Origin of the sequence: Streptomyces sp. 2323.1 (assembly GCF_900221035.1) — a bacterium.
GTDB classification, from domain to species: domain Bacteria; phylum Actinomycetota; class Actinomycetes; order Streptomycetales; family Streptomycetaceae; genus Streptomyces; species Streptomyces sioyaensis.
The window spans coordinates 394,044-409,058 of sequence record NZ_LT907981.1; the positions used below are offsets into that span (position 1 = coordinate 394,044).

Below are 15,015 nucleotides of genomic sequence, written 5' to 3' on the forward strand. Positions count from 1 at the left end.
CCTCGGCCAGCGTCCGTACTCCTGGACAACGCCGGCTCCGGCAGCCCGTCAGGGGCAGCCGGAGCCGGTGCGCGGACGCTCAGCCCGTACACGGTACGGGCACTCAGCGCCTCACGATCCGCCGAGTTCCTTCTCGATGAAGTCGAACAGCTCGTCGTCCGACGCCTGGTCCAGCCGGCTCTCCAGTGCGGCGTGCGGGTCCTCGGGAAGGCTGTCGAGCCGGTCCATGAGTCCCTGGAGGCGGCTGCGCAGCGCTGTCCTGGCGGCGGTGTCGTCCATGAGCCGCTCGGTCTGTGCCTCCCACGCGTCGAGCGGGCCGGACATGGAACCGCCGTTGGCCGGCTGCTGTTCCACGGCGGCTGCCAGCCTGCCGAGCAGGTGGTCGGCCAGTCCGCCCGGTTCCGGGTAGTCGAACAGCAGGGTCGCGGGCAGCCTGGTTCCGGTCACGGTGGTGAGGCGGTTGCGCAGTTCGACGGCGGTCAGCGAGTCGAAGCCCAGCTCCAGGAAGCCGCGTTCGGGGTCGATCGCGTCGGCCGAGGTGTGGCCCAGGACCAGCGCGGCCTGGCCCAGGACGGCATCGAGCACCGCCTGGCGCCGGTCCCGCTCGGGCAGCCCGGCGAGGCGGGTGCCGAGCTGTCCGGCTTCGGCGGCGGCCGCGGGGCCCGGCCGGCCCGCCGGCGGCCGCGGTCCGGTCAGCGACCGCAGTAGCGGAGGCACCTCGCCGGCCGCGGTCTGCAGCGCCGCCATGTCGAGCTTGGCGGGGACGAGGAACGCCTCCTCGGTGGCGAGCGCGGCATCGAAGAGCGCCAACGCCTGCTCCGACGGCATGGGGCGGACCCCGCCGCGGGCCATCCGGTGCAGGTCGGTCTCGTCCAGCTTGGTGGTCATTCCGCTGCGTGCGGCCCACAGGCCCCAGGCGAGGGAGACGGCCGGCCGGCCCGCTGCCCGGCGGGCGTGCGCGAAGGCGTCCAGGAACGCGTTGGCCGCCGCGTAGTTGCCCTGCCCGACCCCGCCGAAGGTCCCGGCGAGGGAGGAGAACAGGACGAACGCCGTCAGGTCGAGGTCCCGGGTCAGCTCGTCGAGGTGGAGTACGGCGTCCGCCTTGGCCCGCAGCACGGTGTCCATGCGGTCGGGAGTCAGGGAACCGAGCACCCCGTCGTCGAGGACGCCCGCGGTGTGGACCACCGCGGTGAGCGGACGTTCGGCGGCTACCGACGCCAGCAGCCGGGCGGTGTCGTCCCGGTCGGCGAGGTCGCAGGCGGCGATGTCGACCTCCGCGCCCAGTTCGCGCAGCTCCTTCTCCAGTTCGGGCATTCCGTCCGCGGTCCGCCCGCGGCGGCTGGCGAGCAGCAGGCTGCGCACGCCGTGTGCCGTCACCAGATGACGGGCGACGAGCCGGCCGAGCATGCCGCCGGCACCGGTGATCAGTACCGTGCCGTCGATGCCGAGGCCCCGGAACGGCTCGGCGGCCCGGGCCCGTACCAGGCGCGGCACCCGGGCGGCGCCGTCGCGCAACGCGATCTCGGGTTCGCCGGTCGCCAGGGCGGCCGGCAGCGCGGCCGCGGACCGTGCCGTGCCGTCGTGGTCGAGCAGCGCGAAGCGGCCCGGGTTCTCGGCCTTGGCGGTGCGGAGGAGGCCCCAGACGGCGGATTGCGGCAGTCCGGAGACCGCCGCGCCGGCCCGGTCGGCCACGGCGTCACGGGTGCACACGACCAGCCGCGAGGCGCTGAACCGCTCGTCGCTCAGCCAGGCTTGTGCCAGTTCCAGTGCGTGGTGCACGGCCCGGCGGGTGGCCTCGGCCGGGTCGCCCTCGGTCTGCGGGCAGCCGACGAGGACCGTCGCGGGCACCTCGGCCCCGGCGTCGACGGCCGCGGCCAGCACGGACAGCTCCGCGTACCGGGCGCCGTGCCCCTCGGGCACCTCCGGCACCCCGTCCGTACCGATGACCGCATACTGCTCGGCCGGTTGGCCGCTCAGCGGCAGGTCCGTCCAGTCCATCCGGTACAGGTCAGCCGGCTTCGGTCCGGCGGCGGCCAGTTGTGCGGGGTCGACCGGCCGCAGAACCAGCGCCGGTATCGCGGCGAGCGGCGCGCCCGAGGCGTCCGCCAGCTGCACGGCGTAGGTGTCGTCGGCCTGTCGGACGAGACGGACCCGGAGGGTGTCCGGGTGTGCGGCCGGTGCCGCGGTGACCGCCCGGAAGCTGAAGGGCAGTACGGCCCGTTCGGTGTCGGGGGCGGCCAGGGCGACGGTGTGCAGGGCGGCGTCCAGCAGCGCCGGATGCAGCCCGAAGCCGGTGTCGCGGTACTGCTCGGGCAGGGTGACCTCGGCGAACACCTCGTCACCCCGGCGCCAGGCGGCCTGCAGACCGCGGAAGGCCGGCCCGTAGGCGAAGCCGTTGGCGGCGGTGCGCTCGTAGAGGTCGGAGACGTCGACCGGCTCGGCGCCGGGCGGGGGCCAGGCGGTGAGGTCGGCGGGCGTCCCGGTCTCGGGCGGGCCGTCGGCGAGGGTGCCCTCGGCGTGCCGGGTCCAGGGCTGCCCCTCGTCGTCCGGGCGGCCGGCGGGGCGCGAGTGCACGGACAGCGGGCGGCGGCCCGACTCGTCCGGGTCCCCGACGGTGAGCTGGAGCTGGACCGTGCCGTCCTCCGGGACCACCAGCGGGGCCTGCAGGGTGAGTTCCTCCAGGTGGCCGGCGCCGGTCCGGGCGCAGGCCTGGAGCGCCAGTTCCAGGAATCCCGTGCCGGGGAAGAGCAGCGTGCCGTCCAGGGCGTGGTCGGCCAGCCACGGCTGACGCCCCGCCGAGAGCAGCCCGGTGAACAGGGCACCGCCGGAACCGGCGAGCGGCACGGCCGCGCCGAGCAGCGGATGGCCCGCGGCCTCCAACCCTACGGCGGAGACGTCGGTCAGGTCCGTGCCGGCCTCCAGCCAGTACCGCTCCCGCTGGAACGCGTAGGTCGGCAGCGGCACCCGTCGGCCGCCCGAGGGCGCGAGGCAGCGGTCCCAGTCCGGGCCGTGGCCGTGCAGATGCAGGTGGGCGAGCGCGGTGGTGAGCGACTCCGGTTCGTCGGTGTCCCGGCGCAGCACCGCACCGAGGGAGATCCCGTCCGTGGTCAGGCACTCGTCCGCCATGGCGGTCAGCACCCCGGACCCGAGGTCGAGAAGTGTCCGCGCGCCCAGCTCTTCCAGGGTCCGGACCCCGTCGTGGAACCGGACCGCCTGCCGTACGTGCCGCACCCAGTAGGCGGGGCTGCACAGTTCCTCGGCCGTGGCCGGGCGCCCGGTGACGTTCGAGACGACGGGCGTAGTGGGCCGCTGGTAGTCCAACTCGGCTGCCACGGCGGCGAATTCGTCGAGCATCGCGTCCATGTGGCCGGAGTGGAAGGCATGGCTGACCCGCAGCCGCTTGGTCCGGTGACCGGCGGCTTCGAGTTGACCGGCGAGCTCGGTGACGGCGTCCTCGTCGCCGCTGAGGACGACGGCGGCGGGTCCGTTGACGGCCGCGAGCGCGACCCGGTCCTCGTACGGGGCGAGCAGCGGCAGTACGTCCTCCTCGGCCGCGTCGACGGACACCATGGCTCCGCCGGCGGGCAGGGCCTGCATCAGCCGGCCGCGGGCGGCGACCAGCCGGCAGGCGTCCGCCAGGGAGAACACCCCGGCGACATGCGCGGCGGCCAGTTCACCGATCGAGTGGCCGAGCAGCAGGTCCGGGTGCACGCCGTAGCTTTCGAGCAGCCGGAACAGGGCGACTTCGAGGGCGAAGAGACCGGCCTGGGTGTAGACGGTCCGGTCGAGCAGCTCCGCCTCGGGGGTGCCGGGCTCGGCGAACAGCACCTCGCGCAAGGGCCGGTCGAGGTGGCCGTCGAGGTGGGCGCAGACCGCGTCCAGGGCGTCGGCGAAGGTGTCATGGGTCGCGTAGAGGCTCCGTCCCGTCCCGGCGCGCTGCGATCCCTGCCCCGGGAAGAGGAAGGCCAGCTTTCCGCCGCGGGCGCGGCCCACGGCGACCCGCGGGTGCTCCCGGCCCTCGGCGAACGCCCGGAGCGCCTCGGTCAGTTCACCGGTGTCCCGGCCGAGGAGGGCGGCCCGGTCCTCGAATGCGGTGCGCGAGGTGGCCAGGGACAGCGCGACATCGGCGGGCGCGAGTTCGGGGTGGCGGTCCAGGTGTGCGGCCAGCCGCCGGCCCTGGGCCCGCAGAGCCGTGGCGCCCCGTGCGGACAGCAGCCAGGGGACGACGGCCGCCGGGGCGTCGGGGGTCTCCGGCCGAGGGCCCTGCGGTGTGGCGCCGGGCTCGACGGCCACCGGCTCGGGCTCCTCCAGGATCACATGCGCGTTGGTCCCGCTGATGCCGAAGGCGGAGACGCCGGCCCGGCGCGGGCCGTCGCCCGGTGTCCACTCCTGCGGCTCGCTCAGCAGCCGCACATTCCCCGCCGACCAGTCGATGTGCGGCGACGGCTGCGCGGCGTGCAGGGTGCGCGGCAGCACACCGTGCCGCATCGCCTGCACCATCTTGATGACTCCGGCGACACCGGCCGCGGCCTGGGTGTGACCGATGTTGGACTTGATCGAGCCGAGCCACAGCGGGCGCTCGGCGGGCCGGTCCTGGCCGTAGGTGGCAAGCAGCGCCTGGGCCTCGATCGGGTCGCCGAGCTGGGTGCCGGTCCCGTGCGCCTCGACGGCGTCGATGTCGCCCGCGGCCAGGCCCGCGTTCGCCAACGCCTGGCGGATGACCCGCTGTTGGGACGGCCCGTTGGGTGCCGTCAGGCCGTTGGAGGCACCGTCCTGGTTGACGGCCGTGCCCTTGACGACGGCGAGTACCGGGTGTCCGCGCCGACGGGCCTCGGACAGCCGCTCCAGCAGGACGACACCGACGCCCTCGGCCCAGCCGGCGCCGTCGGCATCCGCGGAGAACGCCTTGCAGCGGCCGTCGGGAGCGAGCGCCCGCTGCCGGCTGAATTCGATGAACGTCTGCGGGGTGGAAATCACGGTCACACCGGCGGCCAGCGCCAGCGTGCATTCGCCGGACCGCAGGGCCTGGGTCGCCAGATGCAGGGCGACCAGCGACGACGAACACGCGGTGTCCACCGTGACGGCCGGCCCCTCCAGACCGAAGGTGTAGGCGATCCGGCCGGAGGCGACGCTGCTCGCGCTGCCCGTGGCCAGATACCCCTCCATGCCCTCCGGGGCGGTGTGCGCACGGGAGCCGTAGTCGTTGTAGTTCGAACCGACGAAGACGCCGGCCGCCGTGCCGCGGAGCACCTCCGGGTCGATGCCTGCCCGTTCGATCGCTTCCCAGGAGGTCTCCAGGAGGAGCCGCTGCTGCGGGTCGATCGCGACGGCCTCGCGCGGCGAGATCCCGAAGAACGCCGGGTCGAAGTGGTCGGCGTCGTAGAGGAACCCGCCGTCGCGGGCGTAGAAGGTGCCCGGCTTGTCGGGGTCCGGGTCGTAGAGCCGCTCGATGTCCCATCCTCGGTTGGTGGGGAAGCCCGAGACGGCGTCGGTGCCCCCGTCGAGCAGCCGCCACAGCTCCTCGGGCGAGTCGGCCTGCCCCGGGTAGCGGCAGCTCATCCCGACGATGACGACCGGATCGTCGTCGACGGGGACGGCAGGTGCGGCCTCTTCGGCGCGCTCCGGCAGCGCGCCGAAGAGCCCGTCGTGCAGGAACGCCGTGAGCGCGGTCGCCGTCGGATGATCGAACACCAAGGTGACCGGCAGCCGCAGACCCGTCGCCTCGGCGAGCCGGTTGCGCAGCTCGACGGCGGTCAGCGAGTCATAGCCCAGGTCGCGGAACGCCCGGTCGGCGGGGATCGCGTCGGGTTGGTCGAAGCCGAGGACGGCGGCGGCCGCGGCCCGTACGTCGTCCAGCAGCGCGGCACGCCGCTCTGCCGGTGCGAGGTCCCGCAGCCGCGCCACGAGCGGCGCGGCGTCGCCGCGCGCCGCGGCCTCGTCCGCACCCGCCCCGGCCGACGCCTGGACCTCGGGCAGTTCACTCACCGCGGCGACCCGCCGGGCCGTGGCCTTGCGCCAGTCGACGTCCGCGACGACCAGGAACGTCTCGTCCTCGTCCAGGGCCGTCTGCAGGGCGGAGACGGCCAGGTCGGGATCCATCGGCGGCACTCCGTCGCGGCGCAGCCGCTCCGCCAGTTCCTCGCCCACCAGACCGCCGCCGCCCCAGGCGCCCCAGGCGATCGAGGTCGCGGGCAGTCCCTCGGCGCGGCGCTGGAGGGCGAGGGCGTCCAGGCAGGCGTTCGCCGCCGCATAGCTGCCCTGGCCGGGGCCGCCGAGCGTGCCCGCCATGGAGGAGAACAGGATGAACGCCGAGAGGTCGAGATGCCGGGTCGCGTCGTGGAGGGCGAAGGCGGCGCCCGCCTTGGGCTCCCACACGGTCCCGGCGCGGTCCGCGGTGAGCTGGTCGATCACCCCGTCGTCGAGCACTCCCGCCGTATGCACCACGGCCGTCAGCGGCTGCTCCGGCGGCAGGCTCGCGACGAGTGCCGCCACCGCCGCCCGGTCACTGACGTCACAGGCCCGCACGGTCGCCCGCGCGCCGAGCCCCGCCAGCTCCTCGACGAGCTCGGCGGCACCCGGCGCCTCGGGGCCCCGGCGGCTGACGAGTACGAGATGCTCCGCACCGTTGCGGGCGAGCCAGCGGGCGAGATGCCCGCCCAACGCGCCCGTACCACCGGTGACCAGGACGGTGCCACGCGGCCGCCAGCCCTCACCGGCCGGCCGGTCCCCCGGGAGAGACCGCACCATCCGGCGGGTGAAGACACCGGAACCACGCAGCGCCACCTGGTCCTCGCCCCGGGTCTGCGCCAGCAGGGCGACCAGCCGTCGCCCGGCCCGCTCGTCCAACTCACCCGGCAGATCGACGAGTCCGCCCCACCGCTGCGGATATTCGAAGGCGGCGATCCGGCCCAGCCCCCACGCCATCGCCTGCGTCGGCTGAGCGACGACATCGGCACGGTTGACCGACACCGCGCCCCGGGTCGCACACCACAGCGGCGCGTCGATCCCGGCGTCACCGAGCGCCTGGAGCAGCGACGTCATCAGGACCAGCCCGGCCGGCAGAGTCTGGGTCTCGGTCCACGGCTGCTCGTCCAGGGCCACGAGGGACAGCACCCCGGCGATCGCCCCGGCCACCGTCCCGGCCTCGTCCCGCAGCCGGCCCGCGAGCCGTTCCCGGTCGGCGTCCTCCGTACCGACGATCAGGGGCCGGATGTCCACGGCGCCCGACCGGAGCGCGCCGACGACGCCCTCGACCACCGGGGAGTCCTGGTGACCGTCAGGTACGACCACCAGCCACGTACCGTCCAAGCCCATACGCTCGGGCTCGGGTTGGGGCCGCCAGACGATCCGGTAGCGCCAGCCGTCGACCGTGCTGCGCTGCTGCCGCTGCTGGTGCCACAGCGAGAGCGCGGGCAGCACCTCGCGCAGCGCACCGTCATCGGACAGCCCGAGCGTCTCGGCGAGCGTGTCCGCGTCCCCGCGCTCGATGGTCTCCCAGAATCCGGCATCGACGAGTCCCGAAGCGGCCGTCCCGGCTGCGGGCTTGGGCGATTCGAGCCAGTAGCGGCGGTGTTGGAAGGCGTAGGTGGGCAGATCTACGAGCTGCGGCCGAGCGGCAGCAAAGGCCGGGGACCAGTCCACGTCCACGCCGTGTACGTACAGCTCGCCGAGGGAGGTGTAGAGGCGCGACAGACCACCGTCGTCGCGGCGGAGGGTGCCGGTCACTACCGCGTCCGCGCCCACGGCCTCGGTGGTCTCCTGTACCGGCATCGTCAGCACCGGATGCGGGCTGACCTCCACGAACACCCGATGATCCGCGGCCAGCAGCGCACGCACCGCGGGCTCCAGCTGCACTGTCTGCCGCAGGTTGGTGAACCAGTACCCGGCGTCCATGGCCATCGTGTCCAGCCACTCCCCCGTCACAGTGGAGAAGAACGGCACCTCAGCCGGACGGGGCGCGACCGGCGCCAAGACCTCAAGCAACTCCTCGCGAATCGACTCCACATGAGCCGAATGGGAGGCGTAATCCACCTCGATGCGGCGCGCACGGACCTCACGCTCCTTGCACCCGTCCATCAGCTCATCGAGCGCGTCCGCATCGCCGGAGACCACCACGGACGACGGGCCGTTGAGCGCCGCAACCGAAATACGACCGTTCCAGGGCTTGATCAGGTCCGATACGTCGGACGAGGGCAGCGCTACCGAGACCATTCCGCCACGGCCGGAGAGCGCACGGATCGCCTTGCTGCGCAGTGCCACTACCCGGGCGCCGTCCTCCAGGTTCAGGGCGCCGGCGACGCAGGCCGCGGCGATCTCTCCCTGGCTGTGGCCGACGACCGCCGCGGGCTCGACGCCGTGGGCGCGCCAGACCTCGGCCAACGACACCATCACGGCCCACAACACCGGCTGCACCACATCCACCCGGTCCAAGCCCGGCGCGCCGTCATCCCCACGCAACACCGCAGTCAGTGACCAGTCGGTGAACGGCTCCAAGGCCTCCTCACACTCCGCCAACCGACCCGCAAACACCGGCGAAGAGTCCAGCAACTCCACGGCCATACCGAGCCACTGCGAGCCCTGCCCTGGGAAGACGAACACCGTCCTGCCGGGATCACCCACCGCAGCAGACGGGCTCAACTGCCTTAGCTTTCCGGCCAGTTCATCGGTCGCAGAGCCCACGACGACCGCCCGGTGCTCGAACGACGACCGCGACGCCACCAACGACCACCCCACGTCAACGGGCGACCAGCCGGAGCCCGTCACCCGCGACGCCAACCGCTCCGCCTGCGCCGCCAACGCATCGGCAGAACGCCCGGACACCACCCACGGCACGAGCACGCCACCCAAGGACGACGAAACAGGCTCCCCATCCTCAGCCGACTCCGCCTGTCCGGACTCCTCCACCTGCTCGACGATCACATGCGCATTGGTCCCGCTCACGCCGAACGAGGAGATGCCGGCACGGCGCGGACGGTCCTCTTCGGCCGTCCACGGCCGGGCCTCGGTCAGCAGCTCCACCGCGCCCGACGACCACTCCACGTGCGGCGACGGCTCGTCGGCGTGGAGCGTCGCCGGCAGCTCGCCGTGGCGTAGTGCCTGCACCATCTTGATGATCCCGGCCATGCCGGAGGCGGCCTGGCTGTGTCCGATGTTCGACTTGACCGAGCCGAGCCACAGCGGCCGGTCCGCGTCCCGCTCCTGCCCGTACGTGGCGAGCAGCGCCTGCGCCTCGATCGGATCGCCCAACGACGTACCCGTACCGTGCGCCTCCACTACGTCCACCGCACCGGCCGACAGACCGGCATTGGCCAGCGCGGCCCGGATCACCCGCTGCTGGGAGAGGCCGTTGGGTGCGGTGAGGCCGTTGGACGCACCGTCCTGGTTGACCGCCGTCCCGCGGACGACCGCCAGCACCCGGTGGCCGTTGCGGCGGGCGTCCGAGAGGCGTTCCACCAGCAGGACGCCGACGCCTTCGGCCATGCCCATACCGTCGGCCGACGCCGAGAACGGCTTGCAGCGCCCGTCCCGCGCCAGCCCCCGCTGCCGGCTGAAGCCCACGAGGCCGATCGGTTCGCCCATCACCGCCGCGGCTCCGGCGATCGCCAGGGAGCACTCCCCGGAGCGCAGCGCCTGTACGGCCAGATGCAGTGACACCAGTGAGGACGAACAGCCCGTGTCCAGCGTGACCGCGGGGCCTTCCAGTCCGAGCGTGTAGGAGATGCGGCCGGAGGCGATGCTCGTCACCGTTCCGGTGATGAGGTGCCCCTCCAGTCCTTCGGGGGCTTCGCCGGTTCCGTAGCCCTGGTAGGCGGCCCCGAAGAAGACGCCGGTCGGGGTGCCCCGCAGGGTTCGGGGGTCGATGCCACCGCGCTCGATCGCCTCCCAGGAGGTCTCCAGGAGGAGCCGCTGCTGCGGGTCCATGGCGAGGGCCTCGCGCGGCGAGATCCCGAAGAACTCGGGGTCGAAGTCACCGGCTGCATCGAGGAATCCGCCCTCGCGGACGTAGCAGGTACCGGTGCGGTCCGGGTCCGGGTCGTAGAGCCCGTCGAGGTCCCAGCCTCGGTCGACGGGGAACTCCGAGATCGCGTCCGTCCGGTCCCGCACGAGCTGCCACAGGTCCTCGGGCGACTGCACGCCTCCGGGGTAGCGGCAGGCCATGGACACGATCGCGATCGCGTCGTCCTCGGCCGGGGCGACGGCGGCGACGGTTTCCGGGGCGGCGACGGTTTCCGGGGCGGCGGCCGGTACGGACAGGGCGCCGCTCGGCCCGACCAGGGTGGTCTCCAGATGCCCGGCGAGCGCCTTCACGGTCGGATGGTCGAAGACCACGGTGGCGGGGAGTTTCAGTCCGGTGGCCGCGTTGAGCCGGTTACGCAGTTCCACCGCGGTGAGGGAGTCGAAGCCCAGCTCGCGGAAGGCGCGGCCGACCTCGACCTCCGAGGTGTCCGAGTAGCCGAGTACGGCCGCGACCTGCTTGCGTACGAGGTCGGAGAGCTGCCGCTCGCGTTCGGCGGGAGCCAGCCCGGCGAGCTGGGTGCGGAGCGACTCGGAGGTGCTCTCGGCGGCGTCCGTGTCGGCCTCGTCGGCCTCCAGCGCCCGCAGGACCTCGGGGACCTCGTGCAGCAGCGGGCGGCGATGGGCGGCGGTGAAGACGGGGACGAAGCGTTCCCAGTCGATGTCGGCCACAGCGAGGAACGTCTCATCGTGGTCGAGCGCCTGCTGGAGTCCCAGTACGGCCAGGTGCGCCGGCATGAACGGAATGCCGCGCCAGCGCAGCTGTTCCTGGACCACGTCGACGGCCATCCCGCCGCCCTCCGGGCTCCAGATGCCCCAGGCGATCGAGGTACCCGTCAGACCGCGGGCGCGCCGGTGTGCGGCGAGCGCGTCGACGTAGGAGTTCGACGCGGCGTAGGCACCGTGGTCTCCGCTGCCCCAGGTTCCGGCGACGGACGAGTACAGCACAAAGGCATCAAGGCCGTCGCGGTCGAAGAGCGCGTCGAGGTTACGGGCACCGAGGAGCTTGGCGCGGGCGCCGTCGGCGAACTCTTGCAGTGTGGTGTCGGCGAGCGGCACGAGCAGACCGACTCCGGCGGTGTGCACGACGGAACGGATGGCCGGGCCGTCCGACTCGACCTGGGCGACCAGCTCGGCCAGCGCATCGGCGTCCGTCACATCGCAGGCGGCGATGGTGACGCGGGCCCCCAACGCGGCCAGTTCGTCCCGCAGTTCGGCCGCGCCCGGCGCGTCCGGGCCACGCCGGCTGGTCAGCACCAGATGCTCGGCGCCACTACGGGCCAGCAGCCGGGCGGTGTGCGCACCGAGACCACCGGTACCGCCGGTGACCAGGGCAGCTCCGCTGGTACGCCAGGGGGCGGCCGGCTCGCCGCCGTCCAGCGGGGCGCGGGTCAGCCGGCGGGTGAGGAGCGCGTCGCCGCGGAGGGCAAGCTGGTCCTCGTCCCCGCCTGCGGCGAGGACCCCGCACAGCAGGGCCGCACCACGGTCGTCCAAGGCGGCGGGCAGGTCGACGAGGCCGCCCCACTGCTTGGGGTGCTCCAGGGCGAACACCCGGGCCAGGCCCCAGACGGCCGCCTGGAGCGGGTGCCGGACCGCGTCGTCGGAGAAACCGGTCGCGGCGGACTCGGTCGTGAGCAGCCACAGCGGAGCCTGGACGTCGGCGTCGAGGAGCGCCTGCATCAGCGCCACCGACTGGACCAGTCCCACGGTGACCTCGGGGAACTCGGTCAGCGGTCGCTCGTCCAGGGCAAGGAAGGAGAGGACGCCGCTGGGGGCGCCGGTCACCAGGGAGTTCCGCAGTAGGTCGGCCACGCCTCGGCGGTCGGTGGTCGAGTCCTCAAGGACGAGGAGTACGGTCTCGGCGCCGTTGTCCGCGATGCCCTGGAGAGTGGCGCGTACGAGGTCGTTGTCCAGGTAGTCGGCGGGGACAACGACGAGCCAGGGCCCCGCCAACTTGGCTTGCTCCGGCTCGGGTTGGGGCCGCCAGGCGATCCGGTAGCGCCAGCCGTCGACCGTGCTGCGCTGCTGCCGGCCCTGCCGCCACGACGACAGCGCAGGCAACACCTCACGAAGAGCCACCTGGTCCGCCAGCCCCAACGTCGCCGCCAGACCCTCCAGATCCTCCCGCTCCACCGACTCCCAGAACCGCACATCGACCGGGTCAACAGCACCGGCTTCCGAGGATTGCCCGGACTCCAGCCAGTAACGGCGGTGCTGGAAGGCGTACGTGGGCAGGCCCACCAGCTGCGGCTGATGCGCCGCGAAGGCCGGGGACCAGTCCACCTCCACACCGTTCACATACAGCTCGCCGAGGGAGGTGTAGAGGCGCGACAGACCACCGTCGTCCCGGCGGAGGGTGCCCGAGACCACCGCATCGACACCCGCCGCCTCGGTGGTCTCCTGTACCGGCATCGTCAGCACCGGATGCGGGCTGACCTCCACAAACACCCGATGATCCGCGGCCAGCAGCGCACGCACCGCGGGCTCCAGCTGCACTGTCTGCCGCAGGTTGGTGAACCAGTACCCGGCATCCATCTCCGCCGTGTCCAGCCACTCCCCCGTCACCGTCGAAAAGAACGGCACCTCAGCCGCACGGGGCGCGACGGGCGCCAAAACCTCCAGCAACTCCTCGCGAATCGACTCCACATGAGCCGAATGCGAGGCGTAATCCACCTCAATGCGACGAGCACGGACCTCGCGCTCCTTGCACCCGTCCATCAGCTCATCCAGCGCGTCCGCATCACCGGAGACGACCACGGACGACGGGCCATTGACCGCCGCAACCGAAATCCGACCGTTCCAGGGCTCGATCAGATCGGACACCTCGGACGAGGACAGCGCCACCGACACCATCCCGCCACGACCCGACAGCGCACGGATCGCCTTACTCCGCAGGGCGACCACACGGGCACCGTCCTCCAGACTCAGGGCGCCGGCCACACAGGCCGCGGCGATCTCTCCCTGACTGTGACCGACGACCGCCGCGGGCTCCACGCCATGGGCGCGCCAGACCTCCGCCAACGACACCATCACGGCCCACAACACGGGCTGCACCACATCCACCCGGTCCAGACCCGGCGCGCCGTCATCCCCACGCAACACCGCAGTCAGTGACCAGTCCGTGAACGGCCCCAACGCCTCCTCACACTCCGCCAACCGACCCGCAAACACCGGCGAAGAGTCCAGCAACTCCACCGCCATCCCGACCCACTGCGACCCCTGACCCGGGAAGACGAACACCACATCGGCGTCCCCCTCCAGGTTTCCGGCGTCGCCCACCACCGCACCGGCGGGGGTCTCGCCCTCCGCCACGGCGCGCAGTCCGGCGACCAGTGCGTCCTGGTCGGTGCCCACCACCACGGCTCGATGCTCAAGGGCCGCACGTGAGGCCACCAGCGAATGCCCGGTGTCCACCGGCGACCGGCCGGCGGTCTCCGCCCACGACGCCAGTCGCTCTGCCTGCGCGCGCAAGGCCGTCGTGGAGCGCCCGGAAACCACCCACGGCAGCGCGGCAGGCGCAGCCTGATATGCGGGGGTGGTGGGCTGTTCGTCGGCAGGTTCCTCGGCCGGTGCCTGTTCGAGCAGGACATGGGCGTTGGTGCCGCTGCCGCCGAAGGACGACACTCCGGCTCGCCTGGGCGCGTCGGTCTCGGGCCAGGCGGTCTCGTCGGTGAGCAGACGGACGTTCCCCGTCGACCAGTCCACATGCGGTGAGGGCGCGTCGACATGGAGCGTCGCGGGCAGGACGCCATGGCGTATCGCCTGCACCATTTTCATCACTCCGGCGATGCCGGAGGCGGCCTGCCCATGTCCGATGTTCGACTTGACAGAGCCGAGCCACAGCGGCCGGTCCGCGTCCCGCTCCTGCCCGTACGTGGCGAGCAGCGCCTGCGCCTCGATGGGGTCGCCGAGCGTGGTGCCCGTACCGTGCGCCTCCACCGCGTCCACCTCACCGGCGGACAGACCGGCATTGGCCAGCGCGGCCCGGATGACCCGCTGCTGGGAGGGGCCGTTCGGCGCGGTCAGACCGTTCGAGGCACCGTCCTGGTTGGTGGCGCTGCCGCGAATGACCGCCAGCACCGGGTGGCCGTTGCGGCGGGCCTCCGACAGGCGTTCCAGCAGCAGGACGCCGACGCCTTCGCCCCATGCGGTGCCGTCGGCGGCCGCGGCGAACGGCTTGCACCGGCCGTCTCGCGCGAGCCCGCGCTGACGGCTGAACTCCACGAAGTTCCGGGCCGAGGACATCACGGTCGCTCCGCACGCGAGCGCCATCTCGCACTCGCCGTGCCGCAACGCCTGGACGGCCAGATGCAGGGCGACCAGCGAGGACGAGCACATGGTGTCGACGGTGACGGCCGGCCCCTCCAGCCCGAAGCTGTAGGCGAGCCGTCCGGAGAGCACGGCCGCCGAACCTCCGGTCAGCAGATGGCCCTCGACGCCCTCCGGGGCGGTGCTCCCGTCGGCGGCAGCGGCGTAGCCCTGGTTGCTCGACCCGACGAAGACGCCGGCTGCGCTGCCGCGTACCGAGGTCGGGTCGATGCCCGCGCGCTCGAAGACCTCCCAGGAGGTCTCCAGGAGGAGCCGCTGCTGCGGGTCCATGGCGAGGGCCTCGCGCGGGGAGATCTCGAAGAAGCCGGCGTCGAACTCCGGGGCGTCGTAGAGGAAACCGCCCTGGCGGACGTAGCTGCTGCCCGGGCGGTCGGGGTCCGGGTCGTACAGCTTGTCCACGTCCCAGCCGCGGTCGGTCGGCATGGGTCCGATGGCGTCGGTGCCCTCGGCCACCAGCCGCCACAGCTCTTCGGGGGAGGCCACCCCTCCCGGAAGACGGCAGGCCATCGCGACGATCGCAATGGGATCGTGCTCTCGCGACTCCACCTCCTGCAGCCTGCGGCGGGTCTGCCGCAGGTCCGTGGTGACCCGCTTGAGGTAGTCGCGGAGCTTGTCCTCGTTGTCCATGTAGCGTCAGCCCTTCAAGAAACCGGCGGTCGGTGTGCGTTCCGG

The 15,015-nt window shown here is 72.9% G+C and carries 1 protein-coding gene; it reads right to left on the bottom strand.

Going from position 1 to position 15,015, the window contains the following annotated elements; translation table 11 throughout:
* Window positions 1-111 precede the first annotated feature (111 nt).
* Window positions 112-14,970 (bottom strand): type I polyketide synthase, encoded by a 14,859-nt coding sequence (locus CPH93_RS01315; RefSeq protein WP_096211653.1) that lies wholly within the window; start codon window positions 14,968-14,970, stop codon window positions 112-114.
* Window positions 14,971-15,015 lie beyond the last annotated feature (45 nt).

Excerpts from the sequence above, each read along its gene's own strand:
- CPH93_RS01315 (WP_096211653.1), bottom strand. The coding sequence starts at position 14,970 with ATGGACAACGAGGACAAGCTCCGCGACTACCTCAAGCGGGTCACCACG.